Origin of the sequence: Citrobacter sp. Cb080 (genome assembly GCF_030334745.1) — a bacterium.
In the GTDB taxonomy this organism is placed as follows: domain Bacteria; phylum Pseudomonadota; class Gammaproteobacteria; order Enterobacterales; family Enterobacteriaceae; genus Citrobacter; species Citrobacter braakii.
This window is the reverse complement of the sequence record NZ_JAOWDG010000033.1, coordinates 15,266-38,892: the sequence shown is the minus strand read 5'-3', so window position 1 is coordinate 38,892 and position 23,627 is coordinate 15,266. Positions and strand designations below refer to the sequence as shown.

General features: G+C 50.8%; 24 protein-coding genes, 3 pseudogenes and 1 other annotated feature. Of the genes and pseudogenes, 14 read left to right on the top strand and 13 right to left on the bottom strand.

Annotated elements, in window-relative coordinates; genetic code table 11:
* Positions 1 to 441, top strand: a pseudogene (locus tag OGV38_RS06825) (IS1-like element IS1B family transposase); the annotation flags it as partial.
* Between the two features lie 155 nt (positions 442 to 596).
* Here OGV38_RS06825 and OGV38_RS06820 read toward each other — a convergent pair.
* From OGV38_RS06820 to rnm, 5 genes and pseudogenes are all read right to left on the bottom strand, one after another.
* Complete coding sequence (locus OGV38_RS06820; RefSeq protein WP_071845323.1) at positions 597 to 1,064, bottom strand: DUF1643 domain-containing protein; 468 nt, start codon at positions 1,062 to 1,064, stop codon at positions 597 to 599.
* 138 nt (positions 1,065 to 1,202) lie between these two features.
* A complete protein-coding gene (locus OGV38_RS06815) occupies positions 1,203 to 1,925 on the bottom strand; it encodes an HNH endonuclease (protein WP_049014272.1) in 723 nt (240 codons plus the stop codon).
* Positions 1,926 to 2,034: 109 nt separating this feature from the next.
* On the bottom strand, positions 2,035 to 3,546 hold the full coding sequence (locus tag OGV38_RS06810; RefSeq protein ID WP_286473085.1) for a tyrosine-type recombinase/integrase: 1,512 nt from the start codon (positions 3,544 to 3,546) through the stop codon (positions 2,035 to 2,037).
* A 292-nt stretch (positions 3,547 to 3,838) separates the two neighbouring features.
* Positions 3,839 to 4,459, bottom strand: coding sequence for an L-threonylcarbamoyladenylate synthase (locus OGV38_RS06805; RefSeq protein ID WP_016153256.1), 621 nt, complete (start codon positions 4,457 to 4,459; stop codon positions 3,839 to 3,841).
* A pseudogene (rnm, locus tag OGV38_RS06800) lies at positions 4,456 to 5,334 on the bottom strand (RNase RNM). Before rnm ends, OGV38_RS06805 begins: the two are co-directional and overlap by 4 nt.
* 117 nt (positions 5,335 to 5,451) lie before the next feature.
* Here rnm and trpL point away from each other — a divergent pair.
* The 6 genes from trpL to trpA all read left to right on the top strand — a co-directional run bounded on the left by trpL (position 5,452) and on the right by trpA (position 12,138).
* Complete coding sequence (trpL, locus tag OGV38_RS24945; protein ID WP_071600350.1) at positions 5,452 to 5,514, top strand: trp operon leader peptide; 63 nt, start codon at positions 5,452 to 5,454, stop codon at positions 5,512 to 5,514.
* Positions 5,491 to 5,585, top strand: a sequence feature (Trp leader region). Its footprint overlaps the gene before it by 24 nt.
* A 23-nt stretch (positions 5,586 to 5,608) precedes the next feature.
* Positions 5,609 to 7,171 (top strand): anthranilate synthase component 1, encoded by a 1,563-nt coding sequence (locus OGV38_RS06795; protein WP_181500343.1) that lies wholly within the window; start codon positions 5,609 to 5,611, stop codon positions 7,169 to 7,171.
* Positions 7,171 to 8,766 (top strand): bifunctional anthranilate synthase glutamate amidotransferase component TrpG/anthranilate phosphoribosyltransferase TrpD, encoded by a 1,596-nt coding sequence (gene trpD, locus OGV38_RS06790; protein WP_286473083.1) that lies wholly within the window; start codon positions 7,171 to 7,173, stop codon positions 8,764 to 8,766. Before OGV38_RS06795 ends, trpD begins: the two co-directional genes overlap by 1 nt.
* Before the next feature lie 3 nt (positions 8,767 to 8,769).
* Positions 8,770 to 10,128 (top strand): bifunctional indole-3-glycerol-phosphate synthase TrpC/phosphoribosylanthranilate isomerase TrpF, encoded by a 1,359-nt coding sequence (gene trpCF / locus OGV38_RS06785; RefSeq protein WP_016156656.1) that lies wholly within the window; start codon positions 8,770 to 8,772, stop codon positions 10,126 to 10,128.
* Positions 10,129 to 10,138: 10 nt separating this feature from the next.
* Positions 10,139 to 11,332 carry a tryptophan synthase subunit beta gene (gene trpB / locus OGV38_RS06780; protein WP_181500342.1) on the top strand — a complete coding sequence of 398 codons (1,194 nt, stop codon included), beginning with the start codon at positions 10,139 to 10,141 and terminating at the stop codon, positions 11,330 to 11,332.
* Positions 11,332 to 12,138, top strand: a complete 807-nt coding sequence (trpA, locus tag OGV38_RS06775) for a tryptophan synthase subunit alpha (protein ID WP_104652187.1) — start codon at positions 11,332 to 11,334, stop codon at positions 12,136 to 12,138. The genes trpB and trpA overlap by 1 nt, the downstream gene beginning before the upstream one ends.
* Before the next feature lie 32 nt (positions 12,139 to 12,170).
* Here the strand turns inward: trpA and OGV38_RS06770 are convergent, their stop codons facing one another.
* The 3 genes from OGV38_RS06770 to ompW form a co-directional block, all read right to left on the bottom strand.
* A complete protein-coding gene (locus tag OGV38_RS06770) occupies positions 12,171 to 13,643 on the bottom strand; it encodes a GGDEF domain-containing protein (RefSeq protein ID WP_019076881.1) in 1,473 nt (490 codons plus the stop codon).
* Positions 13,644 to 13,828: 185 nt separating this feature from the next.
* Positions 13,829 to 14,104, bottom strand: coding sequence for a hypothetical protein (locus OGV38_RS06765; protein WP_047500351.1), 276 nt, complete (start codon positions 14,102 to 14,104; stop codon positions 13,829 to 13,831).
* Positions 14,105 to 14,236: 132 nt separating this feature from the next.
* A complete protein-coding gene (ompW, locus tag OGV38_RS06760; protein WP_016153263.1) occupies positions 14,237 to 14,875 on the bottom strand; it encodes an outer membrane protein OmpW in 639 nt (212 codons plus the stop codon).
* Between the two features lie 283 nt (positions 14,876 to 15,158).
* On the opposite strand from ompW, the pseudogene OGV38_RS06755 reads away from it, so the two are divergent.
* The 4 genes and pseudogenes from OGV38_RS06755 to yciA all read left to right on the top strand — a co-directional run.
* Positions 15,159 to 15,245, top strand: a pseudogene (locus OGV38_RS06755) (YkgJ family cysteine cluster protein); the annotation flags it as partial.
* 28 nt (positions 15,246 to 15,273) lie between these two features.
* Entirely contained in the window at positions 15,274 to 16,017 is a 744-nt protein-coding gene (locus OGV38_RS06750) for a YciC family protein (RefSeq protein WP_016153264.1), read from the top strand.
* Positions 16,018 to 16,071: 54 nt separating this feature from the next.
* Positions 16,072 to 16,611 carry a septation protein A gene (locus OGV38_RS06745; RefSeq protein WP_019076883.1) on the top strand — a complete coding sequence of 180 codons (540 nt, stop codon included), beginning with the start codon at positions 16,072 to 16,074 and terminating at the stop codon, positions 16,609 to 16,611.
* 166 nt (positions 16,612 to 16,777) lie between these two features.
* Positions 16,778 to 17,179 (top strand): acyl-CoA thioester hydrolase YciA, encoded by a 402-nt coding sequence (gene yciA / locus OGV38_RS06740; RefSeq protein WP_016153266.1) that lies wholly within the window; start codon positions 16,778 to 16,780, stop codon positions 17,177 to 17,179.
* Positions 17,180 to 17,254: 75 nt separating this feature from the next.
* Here the strand turns inward: yciA and tonB are convergent, their stop codons facing one another.
* On the bottom strand, positions 17,255 to 17,971 hold the full coding sequence (gene tonB, locus OGV38_RS06735) for a TonB system transport protein TonB (RefSeq protein WP_181500360.1): 717 nt from the start codon (positions 17,969 to 17,971) through the stop codon (positions 17,255 to 17,257).
* A 224-nt stretch (positions 17,972 to 18,195) separates the two neighbouring features.
* On the opposite strand from tonB, the gene OGV38_RS06730 reads away from it, so the two are divergent.
* On the top strand, positions 18,196 to 18,492 hold the full coding sequence (locus tag OGV38_RS06730) for a YciI family protein (protein ID WP_003020675.1): 297 nt from the start codon (positions 18,196 to 18,198) through the stop codon (positions 18,490 to 18,492).
* A gap of 51 nt (positions 18,493 to 18,543) precedes the next feature.
* Here OGV38_RS06730 and OGV38_RS06725 read toward each other — a convergent pair whose 3' ends face one another.
* A complete protein-coding gene (locus OGV38_RS06725; protein ID WP_016153268.1) occupies positions 18,544 to 18,717 on the bottom strand; it encodes a YciY family protein in 174 nt (57 codons plus the stop codon).
* 142 nt (positions 18,718 to 18,859) lie between these two features.
* Here OGV38_RS06725 and cls point away from each other — a divergent pair, with 142 nt between their 5' ends.
* The gene (cls, locus tag OGV38_RS06720; RefSeq protein ID WP_016156727.1) at positions 18,860 to 20,320 is read left to right on the top strand and encodes a cardiolipin synthase; all 1,461 of its coding nucleotides are present in this window, start codon (positions 18,860 to 18,862) and stop codon (positions 20,318 to 20,320) included.
* A 34-nt stretch (positions 20,321 to 20,354) separates the two neighbouring features.
* Complete coding sequence (locus OGV38_RS06715; protein WP_003020691.1) at positions 20,355 to 20,684, top strand: HI1450 family dsDNA-mimic protein; 330 nt, start codon at positions 20,355 to 20,357, stop codon at positions 20,682 to 20,684.
* 36 nt (positions 20,685 to 20,720) lie between these two features.
* On the opposite strand, the gene OGV38_RS06710 is transcribed toward OGV38_RS06715, so the two are convergent.
* Genes OGV38_RS06710 through oppD form a run of 3 tightly spaced genes read right to left on the bottom strand, consistent with a single transcriptional unit; the run spans position 20,721 to position 23,618 of the window.
* A complete protein-coding gene (locus OGV38_RS06710; protein ID WP_049269434.1) occupies positions 20,721 to 21,557 on the bottom strand; it encodes an ion transporter in 837 nt (278 codons plus the stop codon).
* A 46-nt stretch (positions 21,558 to 21,603) separates the two neighbouring features.
* A complete protein-coding gene (gene oppF, locus OGV38_RS06705; RefSeq protein WP_016156729.1) occupies positions 21,604 to 22,608 on the bottom strand; it encodes a murein tripeptide/oligopeptide ABC transporter ATP-binding protein OppF in 1,005 nt (334 codons plus the stop codon).
* Complete coding sequence (oppD, locus tag OGV38_RS06700; RefSeq protein ID WP_003833364.1) at positions 22,605 to 23,618, bottom strand: murein tripeptide/oligopeptide ABC transporter ATP-binding protein OppD; 1,014 nt, start codon at positions 23,616 to 23,618, stop codon at positions 22,605 to 22,607. Before oppD ends, oppF begins: the two co-directional genes overlap by 4 nt.
* Positions 23,619 to 23,627: the final 9 nt, after the last annotated feature.

Below are 23,627 nucleotides of genomic sequence, written 5' to 3'. Positions count from 1 at the left end.
CTCAGGCCGCAGTCGGTAACCTCGCGCATACAGCCGGGCAGTGACGTCATCGTCTGCGCGGAAATGGACGAACAGTGGGGATACGTCGGGGCTAAATCGCGCCAGCGCTGGCTGTTTTACGCGTATGACAGGCTCCGGAAGACGGTTGTTGCGCACGTATTCGGTGAACGCACTATGGCGACGCTGGGGCGTCTTATGAGCCTGCTGTCACCCTTTGACGTGGTGATATGGATGACGGATGGCTGGCCGCTGTATGAATCCCGCCTGAAGGGAAAGCTGCACGTAATCAGCAAGCGATATACGCAGCGAATTGAGCGGCATAACCTGAATCTGAGGCAGCACCTGGCACGGCTGGGACGGAAGTCGCTGTCGTTCTCAAAATCGGTGGAGCTGCATGACAAAGTCATCGGGCATTATCTGAACATAAAACACTATCAATAAGTTGGAGTCATTACCCCGTCCGAATACCTGCCGTGGCAGAAAGTCAGCTTAATTTGCTTTTGATGTGGCTACGGGCTTTACAGGAATAATACGAGGGAGGCGCAATGCTCCTTTTCACAATACGGAATAACTATGCTCACTGAATGCCTTACCAATTAAATAAAGGGAATCAGCACCGCATCTCTATGCACAAGGAGAGGATGTTTTGGTTCACCTGTTACATTGATTTTAAAACATTTCGTATCAGAAGGCAGAAGCGCACGCACAGCATCAGAGCGATTCAAATGCCGTCCGTCATCACCCCATGCAGCAACTACCAATCCAGCATTAGCTACCGTTTCAACTATGTAGCGATCATTATCTGAACCAACAGGATTAGCCATCCTCATCATTTCGAAGCGATTTGTATGGACGTATGCAAACAGATTGACAATACGCACCCCACCCCATCCCCAGCTTTTTGCAAACGAGATACAACGGCCCATAGTGCGATCATCTTTTTCAGCATCAGCATAAGAAGGATTCAGACCTATAAAGACCACATAGGGTTTTGTTTCATCCCAGGTTCTGGTTATTGAATAGCGATACTGTTTGCAATCTGAGAACACTGCACTTTTTAACATTTCCATTTGAAAACCTTTTTTAGTTGTGTCCGTGCAAACACGGTTTATCAATTTGTTAAGTGTCTAGCAATAGAAGCCATAACGCCCCGTTAGTGGTAAGGAGACAAACGGAGCGTAGCGGCTTCATGAAATTTAGGTTTATTTATTAACTGATAATAACTCCAGAATGCCATAATGCGCTTGTCTATGACAGTTAGGACATAACGCAATCGCATTCTCAACAGAATCTTCTCCACCTTTAGAAAGCCACTCAATGTGGTGAACCTCAAGAAATGGTGTGCCATCTTCTTTCAGGAAGGGTGCATCACGCTTACAGTTTTGGCACTTACCATTAGCCCTTAAAAGAACTTCTGCAACCACATACGGGCTTCGCTTATAAACTCGAGTTGTGACTTCGGTTAGCTCTGGAGTTTTACTTTCCGTTGCTAAAATCCGCTCCCGTGTAGATGAGGGTAATTTAGCAGCAGCCTCTACTGCTTCTTCAAACTCCGACTTCACTTGACGGTAACACCATTTACCCTGTTGATCTTGGTACAACTCCCAAATGCCATGCACAGAGGGTTGATAGATTTCAAAAATCTTTCCACGCTTGAATAATCGATCATATTCATGATAACGATGAGTTACATCATCTGTTCTTCTGGCAACTTTATTACAATCCCAATGGCTTCTATTACAGTTAACAGTGTTAATGGCGAGGTTTAAATGAGTGTTGTCCCTATAATGAGGAAATTTTGACCTCAGATAAGCATCGACATTTTTCAAAGTTGCAGCTCCACCCAATAGTTCCACCACCTGAACAATGATAACCCTCATTGGTTGATCACCATACTTGTAAGTTCGCTTAGATTTTTTTGACATACCCAACCCTCATCAACAACTAAGATGTATCATAGGAAATCTATCAAGCATAATTTTTGCAACCAACTGAATTTAGGGAAAAAATACTTAACCCCTTGGTGGAACAACGTTACCAGTTTATGCAATCAACTACCGGAAGTAAATCTCTCAATAGTGGTCTATGGGTGTAACGTGCTGTTATACCTAATGATTGTGTCCGACTGTGGCCAACGACAAACTGCACCATTACGGGCAAAGCTTTTGTCATTGCCCCCGAAATGAAAGTGTGACGAAGGGCATGGATCACCCTCTTCTGTCCAAATTCATTAAACTTTTGTATTTCACAAGCAGACATGATGCTATGCCACTCAAGCCCGATCTGTTCATACGTTGGCAACTCACCGAAAACAGGCTCAGTAGATTTGAGCGATTTAATACGCGCTAAAAGTAACTTTTCTAAAATTTTGTTTAACGGTATCTGCCGCACAGCCTGATCAGTTTTCCCGCCGTCAATGAAGATGTACCAGCGTCCTGTTTCTTCATCTTTTCGAATATGCTCTTTACGGATAGCAGCAATTTCGCCCCGACGTGCCCCGGTATAAATCAGAGTCAGGAAATAATCACGCCGCCAATCGGTGCAAGTATTCAGATATTTTACAAAGCGCTGCATCTCAGATTTTGAGTAAGAGCCGCCCTTATTCTCCATTACTTCGTATTTGATCCCTTCCGTTGGCGCTTTTTCTAAAATGTCTTTTTCATCTTTCAGGAACACTTTGAAAAAAGAAGAATAGATCTTGAGATGCTTTTTAACGTTGGCACTACTGATCAGATCATCTTCTGGTACATCGAGCTCAATACATTCCTCAAGACTCAAACGAGAGTATGGAAGTTTAGTTCTACGCGGGAGGTTTTTAATCACTTCCAGCGTCTGCCGTATTTGCTGCTTCGTGATCACTCCAACAGGAAGATCACCGATAACACATAGCAAAACGTCATAGAAACGCTGGTTTTCGTTGGCGACAGCCACCGCCCAGCCCTTTCCTTTCTCACTGGTAAACATCTTCCAGGCGACAGAGAGCAGAGGTGTATTGTGGCTTTCAGGTTCAACCGTAGGGGATAAAGCCTTTTTAGCTACTGGCTTTTTCTGCCGTTCTGCTTCTGTTAGCTTGAATTGCATCTCCTCAACCAAAGAGCGATATCGAACAAGATCACCAGAATAGAAAGCATCATAGGCTTGTTGGAGCATGGCCTGATGTAAATCAATCTGCCCCGCCACGTAGTAAGCCTGTTCTACATCACTTTGGTCAAAAGAAACTTTCTTCTTAAACAAAGTGGCAAGCAACATCCGCGCCGTTGAATCATCGCCGCTATATATACGATTCAGATGAACTTCCGTACGACCTTTCGCCTCAGTTACACTGTCAATCGGAGAGATTGCACTTTCAGGATCGATCTTTCGCTGCATCCGTCCAAGTTCCGGCATCCGTTGAGCTTCTTCAACGCCCATCCTAAGCCAATCCAACAGATAAGTATCAAAGTCTCTCTGTGTCGCTTCTCTGAAGCCGTCAATGTGCATTTTGAACTGTTCAACAGATAATGAACCACTTTGAACAAGGGGGATGTAAGCGCTAAGACGTGACATTGTAACCTCGACAGCTTGCAAGGAATCTGTGCCGAGGCTTCGACGAAAAAATGTTCCATCTGTAAGTCGAAAGTTGATGTAGTAGATGTTACCGCGTTTCGTCGTGAATCGCGGAGTCTTGTTGTACACTCTGTTCCTCATTGCGCCACCCATTTTGTTATGTATTTCATGGAGTTAACGCTAACGTCTTGATTGGATTTGGTGATTTTTTACCTTCACAGGCGTCGAACAGGAGAATCAACGGCGCCAGTCAGCGCCATTTTAAGGCCGCGTAGTATAGCGGTTCGCGCCCTTATAAGAAAGGTTTAACGTCGCCGACGCCTTCGCGCAATACCACCGGGGAATCATCGGTTAAATCAATGACCGTGGTTGGCTGCTGACCGAGATATCCACCGTGGATAATCAAATCCACCACTTTCTCCAGACGATCTTTGATTTCTTCCGGATCTGACTCGGTAAATTCGCTGCCCGGCAGCATCAGTGATGTAGAGAGCATAGGCTCGCCCAGCGCTTCCAGCAGCGCCAGCGCAATCGGATTCGAGGGTACACGCAAGCCGATGGTCTTACGTTTTTCCTGCAACAGTCGGCGTGGTACTTCTTTCGTCCCCTTCAGGATGAACGTGTAGTTACCCGGCGTGTTGTTTTTAATTAAACGGAAGGCCACGTTGTCGACAAACGAATAGGTCGACAGTTCGGACAGGTCACGACACATCAGCGTAAAGTTGTGCCCGTCCGGCAGGTGACGGATGCGACAAATGCGCTCCATTGCGCCTTTATCTTCAATTTTGCAACCCAACGCATAGCCGGAATCAGTTGGATAGACGATCACCCCTCCTTTACGCACGATTTCAACGGCCTGATTGATCAGGCGCTGCTGTGGGTTTTCGGGATGAATATAAAAAAACTGGCTCATACTTTCCTCTCTGTGGTCTCGGGCTGTTCCCAAAGTTGCCAGACGCCTTCTACGCCTGCGGGCAACCAGAGTTTACGACCCAGCTCAATCCATGGGCAGGGTAGATGAAAATCAGACCCTTGCGATGCCCACAGTTGATGCTGACGCGCAAGCGTCGCCAGATGGGTGCGTTCATTGGGAGACTGCTGGCACTGTGCCACTTCCATCGCGTCGCCGTGATGTTCAGCAAAATGCGCAACCAGTCTTTTCAGCCACTTAGCGCTAAGATCGTACCGCCCAGGATGAGCCAGAACTGCCTTACCGCCAGAATGATGAATGACATCAATAGCTTGTTCTATTGTACATCACTGTGGCGGAACGTAACCGGTTTTCCCACGAGCAAGATATTTTTTAAAGACATCCGCCATGGTTGTGGCTTTTCCGCACTCCACCAGGAAACGCGCGAAATGCCCCCGAGTGATCGCCCCGCCATCAGCCAGGCGTAATGCCCCTTCCCACGCGCCGGGAATATGCGCTTTGTCGAGTCGTTCAGCAATCAGGCGCGCGCGCTGCTGACGACGTTCCGTTTGCTGCGCCAGAAATTCGCACATCATTGGATGGGCGATATCAATGTTCAGACCCACGATATGGATCTCATGGTTTTCCCAGACTGTTGATATCTCGACGCCAGGGATCAAATTTAACGCTAAACCCGCACGTGAAATTTCTTCTCTTGCCGCCGCAATACCCGCCGTGGTGTCATGATCGGTGATCGCCAGTGTACCGACTCGCATCTCTACCGCACGGTGTACTAAGGCTTCTGGCGTTAATCGCCCATCGGAAGCTGTAGTATGACTGTGCAGGTCATAAATCACTGCGTAATTCGTGTCGCTCAATGCGGCTCCCGTTTCACTAAATGTCTTAACCCGCCCATCATAGCGGTTTAGACAAATATACTGAAATCAGGTGTTGACTTTATTCCATTGAACTAGTTAACTAGTACGCAAGTTCACATGAAGAAGGTATCTGAGATGAAAGCAACATTGGTTCTGCACGGTTGGTGGCGCACTTCCTGATTTCGGGCAGTGTCTTACGTCTGCAATATGCAACCAGATACCCGGCCCGCCAAATGAGCGGGCTTTTTTTTGAACAAAATTAATGAGAATAACGATGCAAACACAAAAACCGACACTCGAGCTGCTTGCCTGCGATGCCGCCTACCGTGAAAATCCGACGGCGCTGTTTCATCAGGTGTGTGGCGCACGTCCGGCAACGCTGCTGCTGGAATCTGCCGATATCGACAGCAAAGACGATCTGAAGAGCCTGCTGCTGGTCGACAGCGCATTACGCATTACCGCCATCGGTGACACTGTCACCATTCAGGCATTATCCGCTAACGGCGCATCGCTGCTGCCGCTGCTGGATGCTGCCCTGCCCGCGGGTGTTGAGAACAAACAACAGCCGAATGGTCGCCATCTGCGATTCCCTGCTGTTAGCCCGCTGCTGGATGAAGACGCCCGCTTATGTTCCCTGTCCGTATTTGATGCCTTCCGTTTATTGCAGGAGCTGGTGAATGTTCCTGCGCAAGAACGTGAAGCGATGTTCTTCGGCGGTCTGTTTTCCTACGACCTGGTTGCCGGTTTTGAAGATTTACCTCAGCTTGAAGCGGGCAACCGTTGCCCTGACTACTGCTTCTATCTGGCAGAAACGCTCATGGTCATCGACCATCAGAAGAAAAGCACCCGCATTCAGGCCAGCATATTTACCCCCAGCGATGCAGAAAAACAGCGTCTTAATGCCCGTCTGGCGCAACTGAGCCAGCAGCTTACCGAACCTGCGCCGCCGCTGCCCGTCACTGAAGTTCCGCACATGCGCTGCGAATGCAATCAGAGCGATGAAGAGTTTGCCGCCGTGGTTCGTGGTATGCAAAAAGCCATTCGCGCTGGCGAAATTTTCCAGGTGGTTCCATCCCGTCGTTTCTCGCTGCCCTGCCCGTCACCGCTGGCGGCCTACTATGTGCTGAAGAAAAGTAACCCCAGCCCGTACATGTTTTTTATGCAGGACAACGATTTCACACTGTTCGGCGCCTCTCCGGAAAGCTCGCTGAAATACGATGCCACCAGCCGGCAGATTGAAATCTATCCGATTGCCGGGACCCGCCCACGCGGTCGTCGTGCGGACGGTTCGCTGGACCGCGATCTCGACAGCCGTATTGAGCTGGAGATGCGTACCGATCATAAAGAGCTTTCCGAGCACCTGATGCTGGTAGACCTGGCGCGTAACGACCTGGCGCGCATCTGCACGCCCGGCAGCCGCTACGTTGCTGACCTCACTAAAGTGGATCGTTATTCCTTCGTTATGCACCTGGTTTCCCGCGTAGTCGGCGAGCTGCGTAGCGATCTGGATGTGCTGCATGCTTACCGCGCCTGTATGAACATGGGTACGCTAAGCGGAGCGCCGAAAGTTCGCGCCATGCAGCTTATCGCCGAGGCCGAAGGCCGTCGTCGCGGCAGCTATGGCGGTGCAGTAGGTTACTTCACGGCCCATGGCGATCTGGATACCTGTATTGTGATTCGTTCCGCCCTCGTGGAAGACGGTATTGCCACCGTACAGGCTGGCGCCGGAATTGTTCTGGATTCCGTTGGGCAGTCAGAAGCCGATGAAACCCGTAATAAAGCGCGTGCGGTTCTGCGTTCTATCGCCACCGCACACCACGCACAGGAGACCTTCTAATGGCTGACATTCTGCTGCTCGATAATATCGACTCTTTTACCTATAACCTGGCAGATCAGCTGCGTACTAACGGTCATAACGTGGTGATTTACCGCAACCATATTCCGGCCCAGACATTAATAGACCGCTTAGCGACCATGAAAAATCCGGTGCTGATGCTCTCCCCAGGTCCAGGTGCGCCAAGCGAAGCGGGCTGCATGCCGGAGCTGTTAACCCGCCTGCGCGGCAAGCTGCCGATCATCGGCATTTGTCTGGGGCATCAGGCCATTGTCGAGGCCTATGGTGGATACGTGGGACAGGCTGGGGAAATCCTGCACGGCAAAGCGTCCAGCATTGAACACGATGGTCAGGCAATGTTCGCCGGTCTGGCAAATCCGCTGCCAGTGGCGCGCTATCACTCGCTGGTTGGCAGCAACGTTCCGGCCGGATTGACCATCAACGCCCACTTTAACGGCATGGTGATGGCGGTACGTCACGATACCGATCGCGTATGTGGCTTCCAGTTCCATCCAGAATCCATTCTGACCACCCAAGGCGCACGTCTGCTGGAGCAAACGCTGGCCTGGGCGCAACAGAAACTCGAACAGACCAATACCCTGCAACCTATTCTGGAGAAACTGTATCAGGCCCAGACGCTGTCTCAGCAGGAAAGCCACCAGCTGTTCTCCGCCGTGGTACGCGGTGAACTGAAGCCGGAACAACTGGCTGCGGCGCTGGTGAGCATGAAAATTCGTGGCGAGCACCCGAATGAAATTGCCGGTGCGGCAACCGCGCTGCTGGAAAACGCCGCCCCGTTCCCGCGACCTGATTATCTGTTTGCCGATATTGTCGGTACCGGCGGTGATGGCAGCAACAGTATCAATATTTCCACCGCCAGCGCCTTTGTGGCGGCCGCTTGCGGACTGAAAGTCGCCAAACACGGCAACCGCAGCGTCTCCAGCAAGTCGGGCTCTTCGGATCTGTTAGCGGCTTTTGGCATCAATCTGGATATGAACGCCGATAAATCCCGTCAGGCACTTGACGACCTCGGTGTGTGTTTCTTGTTTGCGCCGAAATACCACACCGGTTTTCGCCATGCTATGCCGGTACGCCAACAGTTGAAAACCCGTACGCTGTTTAACGTCCTCGGCCCGTTGATTAACCCGGCACATCCGCCGCTGGCGCTGATCGGCGTTTACAGTCCGGAACTGGTGCTGCCGACTGCCGAAACGCTGCGCGTGTTGGGGTATCAGCGGGCAGCCGTGGTGCACAGCGGAGGCATGGATGAAGTTTCCCTGCATGCACCGACCATTGTGGCAGAGTTGCATGATGGCGAAATCAAGAGCTATCAACTGACGGCGGAAGACTTTGGCCTGACACCTTACCACCAGGAACAGCTGGCTGGCGGCACGCCGGAAGAAAACCGTGACATTCTTAGTCGCTTGTTACAAGGTAAAGGTGAAGCCGCTCATGAAGCTGCTGTTGCCGCGAATGTCGCCATGTTAATGCGCCTGCACGGTGAAGAAGATTTAAAAGCCAATGCGCAAACCGTGATTAATGTACTGCGCAGCGGTACGGCCTATGACCGTGTCACTGCACTGGCAGCAAGAGGGTAAATGATGCAAACCGTTTTAGCGAAAATTGTCGCAGACAAGGCGATTTGGGTAGAAGCCCGCAAACAGCAACAACCGCTGGCCAGCTTTCAGAATGATGTTCAACCCAGCTCTCGTGATTTCTACGATGCGCTGCAAGGTGCACGCACCACCTTTATTCTGGAGTGCAAAAAAGCGTCTCCGTCAAAAGGCGTGATCCGTGATGACTTCGACCCGGCACAGATTGCGGGCGTATATAAACAATATGCTTCCGCGATTTCCGTACTGACCGATGAGAAATATTTCCAGGGGAGCTTTGATTTCCTGCCCATCGTCAGCCGCATCGCACCGCAACCGATTCTGTGTAAGGACTTTATTATCGATCCTTACCAGATTTACCTGGCGCGCTTCTATCAGGCGGACGCCTGTCTGCTGATGCTGTCGGTGCTTGATGATGAGCAATATCGTCAACTCGCCGCCGTCGCCCACAGTTTGAAAATGGGCGTACTGACCGAAGTCAGTAACGATGAAGAGCTGGAGCGAGCTATCGCACTGGGCGCCAAAGTCGTCGGTATCAACAACCGTGATTTACGCGACCTGTCGATCGATCTGAATCGCACCCGCCAACTTGCGCCGCGACTGGGTCATGGCGTAACCGTCATCAGCGAGTCCGGTATCAATACCTATGGTCAAGTGCGAGAACTCAGCCACTTCGCCAACGGTTTTCTGATTGGCTCTGCGTTGATGTCGCATGATGATCTGCATGCTGCCGTGCGTCGCGTTCTGCTCGGCGAAAATAAAGTCTGCGGTTTAACCCGGCCTCAGGATGCAAACGCGGCATACGAAGCGGGTGCCATATACGGCGGGTTGATTTTTGTGTCCACATCGCCACGCGCGGTCAGCGTTGAACACGCGCGCGAGGTCATGACCGGCGCACCGCTGCAATATGTCGGGGTGTTTCGCAACGCAGAGATCACCGACGTGCGCGAAACAGCGGCGGCTCTGGGGCTAACAGCCGTGCAATTGCATGGTAGCGAAGACCAGGCCTATGTTGACGCCCTGCGCGACGCGCTCCCCGAACAGGTGCAAATCTGGAAGGCGTTAAGCGTCAGCGAAACGTTGCCAGCTCGTGATTATCAGCACGTCGATAAATACGTATTCGACAATGGTCAGGGCGGCAGCGGTCAACGCTTCGACTGGTCACTTTTAGGCGGACAATCGCTGGATAACGTTTTACTGGCTGGCGGACTCGGCGCTGATAACTGCGTTGACGCGGCAAAAACCGGCTGTGCCGGTCTCGATTTCAATTCTGGCGTAGAGTCACAGCCGGGCATCAAGGATGCACGTCTTTTGGCTTCGGTCTTTCAGACGCTGCGCGCATATTAAGGAAAAGGACATGACAACATTACTCAATCCGTATTTTGGTGAATTTGGCGGTATGTATGTGCCACAGATTCTGATGCCTGCCCTGCGTCAGCTGGAAGAAGCTTTTGTCAGCGCGCAAAAGGATCCTGAATTTCAGGCGCAGTTTACAGACCTGCTGAAAAACTATGCTGGTCGTCCAACTGCACTGACCAAATGCCAGAATATTACTCAAGGCACCAACACTACGCTGTATCTCAAACGTGAAGATTTGCTGCACGGCGGCGCGCACAAAACCAACCAGGTGCTGGGCCAGGCATTGCTGGCGAAACGTATGGGGAAAACGGAGATCATCGCCGAAACCGGCGCGGGCCAGCACGGTGTTGCATCAGCTCTCGCCAGCGCACTGCTGGGGCTGAAATGCCGTATTTATATGGGTGCAAAAGACGTTGAACGCCAGTCGCCAAACGTTTTCCGTATGCGTCTGATGGGGGCTGAAGTTATCCCGGTTCACAGCGGTTCTGCAACGCTGAAAGATGCCTGTAACGAAGCGCTGCGCGACTGGTCTGGCAGCTACGATACAGCGCACTATATGCTTGGTACGGCGGCGGGTCCACATCCTTTCCCGACCATTGTTCGTGAATTTCAGCGCATGATCGGCGAGGAAACTAAAGCGCAGATCCTTGAAAAAGAAGGTCGCCTGCCGGACGCGGTTATCGCCTGCGTGGGCGGCGGTTCTAACGCCATCGGTATGTTCGCGGACTTTATTAATGAAACCAGCGTCGGTCTGATTGGCGTCGAGCCTGGCGGCCATGGGATTGAATCAGGGGAACATGGCGCACCGTTGAAGCATGGTCGTATCGGGATTTACTTCGGCATGAAGTCCCCGATGATGCAGACCGAAGAAGGACAGATTGAAGAGTCTTACTCTATTTCCGCGGGGCTGGATTTCCCGTCTGTCGGGCCGCAGCATGCGTATCTGAACAGCATTGGTCGCGCCGATTATGTTTCGATCACCGACGACGAAGCGCTCGAGGCCTTCAAAACGCTGTGTCTGCACGAGGGGATTATTCCGGCGCTGGAGTCCTCCCATGCCCTGGCACACGCATTGAAAATGATGCGTGAAAACCCGGAAAAAGAGCAGTTACTGGTGGTTAATCTCTCCGGTCGCGGCGACAAAGACATTTTCACCGTACACGATATTCTGAAAGCGCGAGGGGAAATCTGATGGAACGTTACGAAAACCTGTTTGCACAGCTGAAGGACCGCAAAGAAGGTGCTTTTGTCCCCTTCGTAACCCTGGGCGATCCGTCTGTTGAGCAGTCACTGAAAATCATTGATACGCTGATTGAAGCCGGTGCCGATGCCCTTGAGCTCGGTATTCCGTTCTCCGATCCGCTGGCTGACGGTCCAACCATTCAGGAAGCCACCTTGCGTGCGTTTGCCGCCGGCGTCACGCCGTCGCAATGCTTTGAAATGCTGGCGCTGATTCGCCAGAAGCACCCTACGATTCCCATTGGCTTGCTGATGTATGCCAACCTGGTGTTTAGCAAGGGCATTGACGAGTTTTACGCCCAGTGTGAAAAAGTGGGCGTGGATTCCGTGTTAGTAGCCGATGTTCCCGTTGAAGAGTCCGCGCCATTCAGAGCTGCGGCGCTCCGCCACAACATTGCGCCAATTTTTATCTGCCCACCGAACGCTGATGAAGAACTGCTGCGCCAGATAGCCTCTCATGGCCGCGGCTATACCTATTTGCTTTCGCGTGCGGGCGTGACCGGTGCAGAAAATCGAGCGGCGTTACCGCTGCATCACCTGGTCGAAAAGTTGAAAGCATATGATGCTCCGCCTTCTTTACAGGGGTTTGGTATCTCTGCGCCTGAGCAGGTAACCGGCGCTATTGACGCTGGCGCTGCCGGCGCTATTTCCGGCTCGGCAATAGTGAAAATCATTGAGAAAAATGTTGCGGCACCGGAACAGATGCTGACTGAGCTGAAAGCTTTTGTCAGCGCGATGAAAGCCGCCACCCGGCAGTAAGCTAAATCAACCGCCAGAGACTTCTGGCGGTTTTACGCTTCTTTCGTGTGCTTCATTTTATACATGGCGCTATCTGCATTCTGAATAGCCACATCCAGTTCGCCGTTCACCTCTGCAATCCCCCACGATACTGACAATGGAACGGTATGACCGTCCACTACAAACACATGGCTGGTCACCTGCCCGCTGATACGTTGAGCGATTGCGATGGCATCAGTTGCCTGCGAGCGAAACAGCAGGATCATAAATTCATCCCCGCCGGTACGAATCACAATATCGTGGCTGGTGCGGGTGTTTGATAACATCCTGTTGGCGATAATTTGCAGCGCACGATCGCCTGCCGCGTGACCCCAGGTATCATTGACGGCCTTGAACTTATTGCAGTCCAGTAGCACCACCGAACAGTGGGATAAATCACGGCGCTTGATGATGTCGAGTATTCGGCGATTAAAGCAACCGGTCAGGGTGTCTATATAAACCTTCAGGTCGCTTTCGTTTAGCCATGATTTTAGCGAGAAACTAATCATGATGAAAAAGAACGGCGCCAGCAGGATCACGATCCCTGCATGGGTATCGCGCGTCATAAAACGGCCTAATGAAAGCGAATAGTGCAGCGCATATTTCTCCGAAAAATTGCGCACTAAAAAACGGGATTGACCTGTACATTTACCGGATAAACAAAGACTTTCATTGTTGGTCAAATTTACCAATTCCACATTCAACTCTGGTGGGAGCTGGTAGTCAAATGCTTGAGCCAACGCTTCCTGCAATTCGGGCTTTGAATGGTCATAAACCAGATAGGCCACGATTTGGTCTGATATCTCTTTGCCAGACAGATCGTAGATATAGCTCACCACGCTGTAAGCTTTTTCACCGGTAATTTTATCGGTATAGAAGTTCGTTGAACTAAGGGCTTTGTTTTTGACGTTTTTTTGCAACAGTCGGGTATAGAAATCGACCGGCGGATAGAAAAAGTTGGTGAGATCCCGCGCCATTTCAGAATTTGAGAAACTGAAGTTGCGCGAATCGGAAGCCATAAACCAGTAAAAATAATCTGAATTTTTGGCGATAATATAACGATGTGCATCGAAGCTGCCCGGATTTAGCTCATTAACCATACCACGAATAAATTCCGCCGCCGTATACATACACAGCGCGTTGTGGCTGGCTTGCTGGGCAATAATTGTCCCTGTTACCGAATGCAGACGCTTTGGGTCGGCGTTAATTCCCCATTCATTCTCATTGCGGGGAACAAATTGTGAAATATCGCCACATTGCTCACCCGATTTAATATGGTGATAGCGCTCACCAATCGCATCGGCGATCAGCTCATTATCGTTAAAAATGTCCATCATGCGCGCTTGCATGCGGTTAACACCGTCACTGACTGCAGCCATCCGCTGCTCATAAATTATAAACAGAAACAACGACGTAAATATCAACGTAATGAGCCCTGATACCAGCAGTGCCTGCCTGTTTCTGAGCTTGTCCTGCACAATCTTCACGAGTTCACCCTGATAGTTAACATATTGCCAAACCGGTTACCCGTTTCTGTCGTTGCATAACTGCGCTGTATGTTGATTGAGAATGTTAACCGTCCCTAAGCTGATGCCTTAGAATCCCGCCATTGTGTGCGCTAAAGTTACAGACTTATACAATAAAAGCACATTTTTGTTAACATAAATGCAAACTAATCATCACCCTCAATCGGATACCCTGCCCGACGAATGGCCTCACGACAATCGCTCACGCCTGCGGCATAGCCCGCTTCAATCTCACAAACAGGACTGGCGCTGCAATAAGGTAGTTTAACCGGAGTCGCAATGCGTTTCTCCAGCACTTCAATTTTATCCATAAAATTCAATAAGTCACGCGCAGCACTCACGGCGAACTCTGCCGTTTCATCTCCGGTGAATGGTTCCAAAAGTGTGATTTTTTGTTGTAGCAGGAGTCGAGTCAACATCATCGTCAATGCCCTCAAAGCCAGTTTGCTTAAAGAGTAGCATTACATCGACGGGGAGAAAGGCAGGAAGAAATAAACTGGTAATAAAAAAGCTGACCGTGGAACGATCAGCTTTTCAGTATTTTAATCAAGGACTTAGAAGCGATAACCCGCGGAGAACATAAACACCCACGGATCGAGGCGGACGCTGTCATGCTGCTGCGCGCCAGCCAGTTTATAGCTCGCGGTGGTGTCGATATCCATGTACCAGACCGACATGTTAATCAGCCAGTCGCGGTTAATCAGATAGTCCATACCCACTTGCCCTGCTGCGCCCCAGGAGTCTTTCAGGCTCAGGTCAGATAAACCGGTTTCTTTGCCGTTATTGTTAAAGCCTTCGTCAAAGAATGTGGTGTAGTTCACACCGACACCAACGTACGGACGCAATTTGCTGCTGGAATCGCCGAAATACCACTGTGCCATTAAGGTTGGTGGTAAATGGTGAACGGTCGCAATATCACCTGTTGTGGCAGTGCCAATTTTATGGCGGAACGGCGTGGCTGCCAGTAATTCAACACCGATATTGTCGGTTGCCATGTAGGTAAATGTCAGACCCAACTGCGTGTTATTGCTGACATCAAAGCCACCCAGGCTCCCCAGCGTACCACCCGCGCCTTCCGTCGGTCTGACGGTGGCAGAACCTGCACGAATAAAGAATTCTCCGGCTTCATGCGCAAATACGTTACCAGAGAGAAGAGTTGTTAAAGCCACTGCTGCAACTGTTAATTTTTTCATGTCCGCTCCATCGTTATGGTTATAAAAGCGGAACGAATATACCCACATTGGAGTAATAAGTGATCTAACCTGGATCACATTGACTTTGATAATTTAACATTTATTGATCCAGATTAAGTTAGAACTTGCATTCAAAATCCTGGTTAACCTAATTCAGATCAATTTTGATATATTTTCGCCACGCAAGTACCTGACCTCCGTTGCAGAATAGCGATGGTTATTTGTTCGTGATGCGCAGAGAACAACCAACGTTCTTGCATGACGCTGAAGTCATAGTCAAAAATTACCGGGGCTTTACAAAGATATGCTTTTCCATACACCGCGCGATGCTGCCACTGTAGAGTTATCCAGGGTACAATTGCCCACAAATGAACACCTGCAAAACTCAAGGAGAGTGCATGTCTATCACGGCGAAATCCGTTTACCGTGACACGGGAAACTTTTTCCGTAATCAATTCATTACCATCTTGCTGGTATCGTTGTTGTGCGCGTTTATCACAGTGGTGTTAGGGCATGCCTTTTCTCCCACCGACGCACAAATTGCGCAACTCAGTGAAGGCGATCAGTTAACCAGCAGCGTGGGATTGTTCGATCTGGTGCAAAACATGACCCCGGAGCAACAGCAAATTTTGCTACGCGCTTCCGCGGCGTCGACGTTTTCCGGTCTGATTGGTAATGCCATCCTCGCCGGGGGTATTATCCTGATGATTCAACTGATTTCAGCCGGTCATCGGGTCAGCGCATTACGCGCCATCGGTGCCAGCGCGCCGGTTTTGCCGAAGCTGTTTATTCTGATTTTTCTGACTACTCTGCTGGTGCAAATCGGTATTATGCTGGTGGTGGTACCCGGTATTCTGCTGGCTATCCTGCTGGCACTTGCACCGGTGATGTTAGTACAGGACAAAATGGGTGTCTTTGCCGCGATGCGCAACAGTATGCGTCTGGCGTGGTCGAATATGCGCTTGGTTGCACCAGCAGTGATCGGTTGGCTGCTGGCAAAAACGTTGTTGTTGCTTTTTGCGCCAAGTTTTGCGGTACTTACGCCAAATGTAGGCGCGGTATTGGCGAATACGCTGAGCAATATGATCTCCGCCGTGTTGCTGATCTATTTGTTCCGCCTGTACATGCTAATTCGCCAATAAACCCTGAACGCATTCCGGGCTTGTACCCGGTGCTTTTGATGACGGAATCGAAGAATGAAGCAGTTTCTTGATTTTTTACCGCTGGTTGTCTTTTTTGCTTTTTATAAGCTCTATGACATCTATGCGGCGACCTCGGCGCTGATTGTTGCCACGGCTGTGGTTTTGATTTACAGCTGGGTCCGCTATCGCAAGGTCGAGAAGATGGCATTGATCACTTTTGTTCTGGTAGCCGTGTTCGGTGGCCTGACCATCTTCTTCCACAATGATGAATTCATTAAGTGGAAAGTAACGGTGATTTACGGGCTGTTTGCCGGTGCGCTGCTGGTTAGCCAATGGGTAATGAAAAAGCCGCTGATTCAGCGCATGTTAGGTAAAGAGCTGAGCTTGCCACAGCCGGTTTGGATAAAACTTAACTTCGCCTGGGCCGTCTTCTTTATCCTGTGCGGTCTGGCGAATATCTATATCGCGTTTTGGCTACCGCAGAATATTTGGGTCAACTTTAAAGTATTCGGCCTGACCGCCCTGACTTTACTATTTACGTTACTGAGCGGAGTCTATATTTACCGCCACCTTCCGCAGGAAGATAAATCGTAATAAATGCTCGCCAGATCTCCGGATCTGGCGAATTTTTATCCCTTCGCGTTCCTTGTTGCCATCAAACCTGGCTTACTTCCGCCCCGCAGGCCGCATCCCCTCTGTTCTCAGCGCGTAAATTCTAGTAGCATCGCGCCTGTAATCTTTCTCTATAGTCGGTTCTACAATGACAACAACGAATAACACTCCCCAGGGCGAACTGGTTTTACGCACTCTGGCTATGCCTGCCGATACCAACGCAAACGGTGATATTTTTGGCGGCTGGCTGATGTCACAAATGGATATAGGTGGCGCTATTCAGGCCAAAGAGATCGCACATGGTCGCGTGGTCACGGTGCGGGTTGAAGGAATGAGCTTTTTGCGCCCGGTTGCCGTGGGCGATGTGGTTTGTTGCTATGCACGCTGCGTGAAACGCGGGACGACCTCGATCAGCATTAATATTGAAGTCTGGGTGAAGAAAGTCGCTTCAGAACCTATCGGCCAGCGCTATAAAGCTACCGAAGCCCTGTTTATCTACGTTGCCGTTGATAAAGACGGTAAACCGCGGCCGATTCCCTCCCTGGCCTGATAGCACGCGCAAGCATCGCCATCCGGCAATCATTCTGCCGGATTTGGCGGCGTAACGCCAAATCCGGCCTGATGCTTACTCGATCTGTGTTGTGCCGTTCAGGCGGAAAACAATATTCACCACCAGCCCGGAGCCTGGCTTACCGGCTTCATAACGCCATCTGCGCATCGCATTTTTCACTTCACGCTCAAACATATTCGCAGGCTGTGCGGACAGAACTTCCACATTTTCAACCCGGCCATCCGAGGTCACGTTAAATTTGACCTTCACACGGCCTTCAATGCGCAACGCCTGTGCACGTGCCGGATATTGAGGCTGATTACGACTTAAGGCTCGCGGACCCGATGGAGCGCTCACCGCCGGTTTAGTGGTTGCCGGAGCGGTACTGGTTGTTGGACGAACAGGCGCCGTATTTTCAAACGGGGACGTCGGACGCGGCTCTGCTGGTTTCACATCACGCTTCGGCTGCTCTTCCACCTTTTTCACCGGTTTTGGCTTCGGCTTAGGTTTGGGCTTCGGTTTCTCAATCACTACCGGCGCTTCTTTTGGCGGTTCGGGGATCGGTTCTGGCTCCGGTTCAGGCTCGACGACAGGTTCCGGCGGCGGCTGAACGGCCTGAGGCGGTTCAAGATCGGCAGGCGCAACCATCGTAACGGAGATCGGCTGCGCTGGCGCAGGCAGTTCAATAACCTGATGTACCGAGGTATACAGCAAACCTGCCACTACAGCACCATGAATGCCGACAGAAAGTAACGTAGGCCAGGGAAAGCGACGAGGTAAATCAAGGGTCATTGAAGTCATAATCGTTTCAGTAAAAAAACCAGGCCCTGATTTTAAATGCAAATAGCAATCATATTCAATAAGACCGTGAAGCTAACTGGCATTTAAAACGCGATTTTATGATAAAAAACCATTTTCAAAGTATGGCCTTAACATATTAGTTATCTTTCCGTTGCAGTTACCAGGCCTTTCCAATAACGTAAATATGACCTTTTACCGTTCAAGGAGCTCTACCCGTGCTGTACGTTATTTACGCTCAAGATATCGCAGACTCTCTCGAAAAACGTCTTTCCGTACGCCCTGCTCATCTGGCTCGTCTGCAACTCCTTCATGATGAAGGCCGTTTGCTCACGGCGGGTCCCATGCCAGCGGTTGACAGTAACGATCCGGGCGCCGCAGGCTTTACCGGCTCAACGGTGATCGCAGAATTTGAATCTTTAGAAGCCGCGCAGGCGTGGGCGGAAGCCGATCCCTACGTGGCGGCAGGTGTTTACGCGCAGGTTTCAGTAAAACCGTACAAAAAAGTATTTTAAAAACAAAACGAAAAGCAGACATTGGGCACCGACAGCGGTGCCCTTTTGAGATCAGATGTTGTGGATCGCAAACAGCAACGAGTTACGTTGATGGTTGAGAATACACTTTCTGATGGTATGGATACGCATATTACGGCGCGATTGTCCTTCAAGCCAACGTGCTTTACGGCGGCTAGCCTGACGCAGCATCCGCCAGCGTCCCACTTCCGTTCTACTACGCTTCATGTTTACTACTCTTTCAGTCACTGAACGGCCATTATAACGCCACACCGAATGCAGACTAGTGGTTTTCCCGTGTTTTTATTTGCCAGATTAATCCTGATGCGTAAACTCTTAACAATACGCTTTCAAAAGGATTTTTAAATTTATGACAACCTTCTACACCGTGGTGAGTTGGCTGGTCATTCTGGGTTACTGGGTACTCATTGCTGGCGTAACATTACGCATTCTAATGAAACGACGCGCAGTGCCCTCCGCAATGGCCTGGCTTTTGATCATCTATATTCTGCCATTGGTAGGGATCATTGCTTATCTGTCCTTCGGTGAGCTCCACCTGGGTAAACGTCGCGCCGAACGCGCCCGGGCAATGTGGCCGTCAACGGCCAAGTGGCTGAACGATCTTAAAGCCTGTAAGCATATTTTTGCGCAGGAAAACAGCAGCGTCGCGTCATCCTTATTTAAGCTGTGCGAGCGTCGTCAGGGAATCGCTGGCGTTAAAGGGAATCAACTGCAGTTGCTCACCAGTTCAGAGGACGTGATGCAGGCATTGATCCGTGATATTCAACTGGCGCGTCACAACATCGAGATGGTGTTCTACATCTGGCAACCGGGCGGTATGGCCGATCAGGTCGCCGAGTCATTAATGGCTGCCGCAAGGCGTGGAATTCACTGCCGCCTGATGCTGGATTCCGCGGGTAGCGTGGCGTTCTTCCGCAGCCCATGGGCGGCGATGATGCGTAACGCGGGTATCGAGGTTGTTGAAGCGCTGAAAGTAAACCTGATGCGTGTATTTTTACGCCGTATGGACCTGCGTCAGCACCGCAAAATGATCATGATCGATAACTATATTGCTTATACCGGCAGCATGAACATGGTCGATCCGCGTTTCTTCAAACAAGATGCCGGCGTCGGGCAATGGGTGGATTTGATGGCGAGAATGGAAGGCCCGGTAGCCACCGCTATGGGCATTGTCTATTCCTGCGACTGGGAAATTGAGACCGGCAAGCGCATTCTGCCCCCGCCGCCAGACGTCAATATCATGCCGTTTGAGCAGGCCAGCGGCCACACCATTCACACAATCGCTTCGGGACCTGGTTTCCCTGAAGATTTGATTCATCAGGCGCTGTTAACCGCAGCTTATTCGGCGCGTGAATATTTAATAATGACCACGCCCTACTTCGTTCCCAGCGACGATCTGCTGCACGCGATCTGTACAGCGGCGCAGCGCGGGGTCGACGTCAGTATTATTCTTCCACGCAAGAATGATTCCCTGCTGGTTGGCTGGGCAAGCCGGGCCTTTTTCACTGAGCTGCTGGCGGCTGGCGTTAAAATCTATCAGTTCGAAGGTGGCTTACTGCACACCAAGAGCGTACTGGTCGATGGCGAGCTGAGTCTGGTCGGTACCGTTAACCTGGATATGCGAAGTCTGTGGCTCAATTTTGAAATCACGCTGGTCATTGATGATGCCGGATTCGGTGGTGATCTCGCGGCAGTACAGGATGATTATATTTCGCGTTCTCGTCTGCTTGATGCCCGTTTGTGGGTAAAACGACCACTCTGGCAGCGGATCGCTGAGCGACTGTTTTACTTCTTTAGTCCGTTGCTGTAAAACGTGCCCATCAGACAGTAAACAGGTAGTCATTATGGATATGGATTTGAACAATCGCCTGACTGAAGACGAAACGCTTGAGCAGGCTTACGATATTTTTCTCGAACTGGCTGCGGACAACCTGGATCCAGCCGACATCATTCTGTTCAATTTACAGTTTGAAGAGCGCGGTGGTGCCGAGTTATTCGACCCGGCAGAAGACTGGCAGGAGCATGTTGATTTTGACCTGAACCCTGACTTTTTTGCCGAAGTGGTGATTGGTCTGGCAGATACAGAAGACGGCGAGATTAACGATATTTTTGCGCGCGTTTTATTATGTCGCGAAAAAGATCACAAACTCTGCCATATTCTCTGGCGCGAGTAACAAACAAAAAAGCTGCTCTCGCAGCTTTTTTCATTTTTAGCCCGGCAGTTTACTTCCGCAGCGGTTACAAAACTGCGCACTATGTTCATGCTGCGCCTGCTGACACTGTGGGCATCTACGCTGATATCCGCGCTGTTGGAACGCACTGCTCATGTGTGTGGTTATCAATCCGGTCGGTATCGCAATCACAGAGTATCCAATCAGGATAAGCACTGACGCCACCATGCGTCCCAACGGCGTGTGCGGTGTAATGTCACCGTAGCCGACGGTGGTGACCGTAACAATTGCCCAATACACAGACGCATTCAGCGTAGTAAAGCCATATTTGGGCCCTTCTATCAGATACATCATCGCGCCGAAAACAACCATCAGAATGGCAATAAAGGAATAGAACAACATCAGTTGATGACGGGCGCTTTTTAACGCATTCCAGAACACTCGCAGAGAAGGCATAAAACGCAGCAGCTTGAGAATACGCAAGACGCGCAGGACACGCATCGCTCGCCAGGCGAAGACATAGCTCAGACTGATTTCAGGCCATAGCCACATCACGTACAGCGGTAAAATGGTGGCCAGATCGATAATCCCCCAGAAGCTAAACACATATTTTGCGGGATTGGCCCAGCTGCATAAGCGAAGAAAATATTCGAGGGTAAAGACCAGAGTAATAAAGATCTCCAGCCAGACAAAAATGCGCCATTCCTCGAAGGTTAAATGGTATTGCGTCCCGACGCCGGACTCAATGAAGATAACAATAACGCTGAGCAAGGCGAACAGCGCGCACATACCTTCAAAGCGACGCCCTGAACGGGTGTTTAAATCGAATAATTTGCGATAGAGCGCGCGGCGGACAGAAGAGACTAAACCTGACACATATACCTCACCAAAAAGAAGGGCTGACCTTTGTCAGCCCTCTGGATTATAGCGGGTCTACTTTCAGGCAGGAAACTGCGTGACGGAAACTTCCTTCGAGAACCGGGCGGGTTTTTGCGCATTCCGGTCCGGCAATCGGGCAGCGCGTACGGAACACGCAGCCGGAAGGAGGATTAATCGGCGACGGCAATTCGCCTTCCAGCAACTGGATAACCTTGTTCCTTTCCTGATCCGGGTCGGGAATTGGCACTGCAGACATCAACGCTTTGGTATAAGGGTGCAGCGGATTATGGTACACCTCATCATAAGTCCCTAATTCCACCGCGTGTCCGAGATACATGACCAGCACGCGATCGGAGATATGTTTCACCACCGCCAGGTCGTGAGCAATGAAGATTAACGATAATCCCATTTCACGCTGTAGCTGTTGTAACAGGTTGACCACCTGGGCCTGAATGGATACGTCCAGCGCCGAAACCGGTTCATCGCAAATAATCAGCTTCGGCTCGAGGATCAGCGCCCGGGCAATACCAATACGCTGACACTGGCCGCCGGAAAACTCATGCGGGTAGCGGTTAATCAGATTAGGCAGCAACCCCACCTTCATCATCATCGCCTTCACACGGTCGCGGACTTCCTGGCCAGACAGGTTCGGATGATAAGTCCGCAGCGGTTCGGCGATGATTTCACCGATGGTCATGCGCGGGTTTAGTGATGCCAGCGGATCCTGGAAAATCATCTGAATATCGCTACGCACTTCCCGCCACTCATCGGGTTTCATGCCCAGCAAATCTTTACCCAGCCAGGCGACTTTTCCATCGGTGGCTTTCACCAGGCCAATAATCGCACGGGCAAAAGTCGATTTTCCACAGCCTGATTCGCCGACCACGCCCAGGGTTTCACCTTCATACAGTCGCAGAGTCACGCCATCAACCGCTTTCAGGGTTTTAGACGGCTGCCAGAACCACTGCTTGCCGTCTTTAATGTCGAAATGGACTTTAAGATCGGCAATTTCAAGGAGCACTTTTCGTTGTTCGGTGACCGCATTCATACCAGTTCCTCCACCGGTTTAAAGCAGGCGCGCAGGCGGCCCGGACTAAACTCTTCCAGTGGCGGAGCACTGCTACAGATTTCCATCGCATGCGGGCAACGCGGCTGGAATGGGCAACCTTTTGGTAAACGCAACAGGTTCGGCGGGTTGCCCGGGATAGTCAGCATCTCTTCCCCTTCGGCATCCAGACGAGGTACGGCATTCAGCAAACCAATCGAATACGGATGAACGGGCTTATAAAAGACATCCCGCGCACTGCCATATTCCATGGTACGTCCGGCGTACATCACCAAAACTTTATCGCAAATACCGGCAACTACTCCCAGATCGTGGGTGATCATGATAATCGCAGTGTTGAATTCGCTTTTCAGTTCATTCAGCAGGGTCATGATTTGCGCCTGTACCGTAACATCGAGCGCGGTAGTCGGCTCATCGGCTATCAGTAATTTAGGCCTGCACAACAGCGCCATGGCGATCATTACGCGCTGACGCATCCCGCCGGAGAATTCATGCGGATACATTTTCATACGCTTACGCGCTTCCGGCATTTTCACCGCATCCAGCATTCTTACCGATTCTTCAAAGGCTTCCGCTTTGCTCATGCCTTTATGCAGCATGAGAACTTCCATCAACTGCTCACCGACTCGCATGTACGGATTGAGAGAGGTCATCGGGTCCTGGAAAATCATCGAGATTTGCTCGGCGCGCAGTTTGTTCAACTCACGTTCCGGTAAATTCAGAATTTCACGTCCGTTGAAAGTTGCAGAACCTCCGATACGGCCATTTGCTGCCAGCAGGCCCATTAGGGCAAAGGCCGTTTGCGATTTCCCTGAACCGGATTCCCCAACAATACCCAGCGTTTCTCCAGCTCGCAGAGAAAAGTTTAAATCGTTTACCGCAGTCACATCGCCGTCGGGGGTGGCAAACGTCACGCGCAGATCTTTAACGTTCAGCAGTGCGTTAGCCTGTTGTTGCGCGAGCGGCGCGGTTGAGGTTTCAATTACGCTCATGGCTGCACT

Bases quoted from the DNA above. Each gene is read 5' to 3' on its own strand.
- OGV38_RS06820 (WP_071845323.1), bottom strand. From the start codon at position 1,064: ATGTTAAAAAGTGCAGTGTTCTCAGATTGCAAACAGTATCGCTATTCA.
- OGV38_RS06815 (WP_049014272.1), bottom strand. From the start codon at position 1,925: ATGTCAAAAAAATCTAAGCGAACTTACAAGTATGGTGATCAACCAATG.
- OGV38_RS06810 (WP_286473085.1), bottom strand. From the start codon at position 3,546: ATGTCACGTCTTAGCGCTTACATCCCCCTTGTTCAAAGTGGTTCATTA.
- OGV38_RS06805 (WP_016153256.1), bottom strand. From the start codon at position 4,459: ATGAGCCAGTTTTTTTATATTCATCCCGAAAACCCACAGCAGCGCCTG.
- OGV38_RS06795 (WP_181500343.1), top strand. From the start codon at position 5,609: ATGCAAACACAAAAACCGACACTCGAGCTGCTTGCCTGCGATGCCGCC.
- trpD (WP_286473083.1), top strand. From the start codon at position 7,171: ATGGCTGACATTCTGCTGCTCGATAATATCGACTCTTTTACCTATAAC.
- trpCF (WP_016156656.1), top strand. From the start codon at position 8,770: ATGCAAACCGTTTTAGCGAAAATTGTCGCAGACAAGGCGATTTGGGTA.
- trpB (WP_181500342.1), top strand. From the start codon at position 10,139: ATGACAACATTACTCAATCCGTATTTTGGTGAATTTGGCGGTATGTAT.
- trpA (WP_104652187.1), top strand. From the start codon at position 11,332: ATGGAACGTTACGAAAACCTGTTTGCACAGCTGAAGGACCGCAAAGAA.
- OGV38_RS06765 (WP_047500351.1), bottom strand. From the start codon at position 14,104: ATGATGTTGACTCGACTCCTGCTACAACAAAAAATCACACTTTTGGAA.
- ompW (WP_016153263.1), bottom strand. From the start codon at position 14,875: ATGAAAAAATTAACAGTTGCAGCAGTGGCTTTAACAACTCTTCTCTCT.
- OGV38_RS06750 (WP_016153264.1), top strand. From the start codon at position 15,274: ATGTCTATCACGGCGAAATCCGTTTACCGTGACACGGGAAACTTTTTC.
- OGV38_RS06745 (WP_019076883.1), top strand. From the start codon at position 16,072: ATGAAGCAGTTTCTTGATTTTTTACCGCTGGTTGTCTTTTTTGCTTTT.
- yciA (WP_016153266.1), top strand. From the start codon at position 16,778: ATGACAACAACGAATAACACTCCCCAGGGCGAACTGGTTTTACGCACT.
- tonB (WP_181500360.1), bottom strand. From the start codon at position 17,971: ATGACCCTTGATTTACCTCGTCGCTTTCCCTGGCCTACGTTACTTTCT.
- OGV38_RS06725 (WP_016153268.1), bottom strand. From the start codon at position 18,717: ATGAAGCGTAGTAGAACGGAAGTGGGACGCTGGCGGATGCTGCGTCAG.
- cls (WP_016156727.1), top strand. From the start codon at position 18,860: ATGACAACCTTCTACACCGTGGTGAGTTGGCTGGTCATTCTGGGTTAC.
- OGV38_RS06715 (WP_003020691.1), top strand. From the start codon at position 20,355: ATGGATATGGATTTGAACAATCGCCTGACTGAAGACGAAACGCTTGAG.
- oppF (WP_016156729.1), bottom strand. From the start codon at position 22,608: ATGAATGCGGTCACCGAACAACGAAAAGTGCTCCTTGAAATTGCCGAT.
- oppD (WP_003833364.1), bottom strand. From the start codon at position 23,618: ATGAGCGTAATTGAAACCTCAACCGCGCCGCTCGCGCAACAACAGGCT.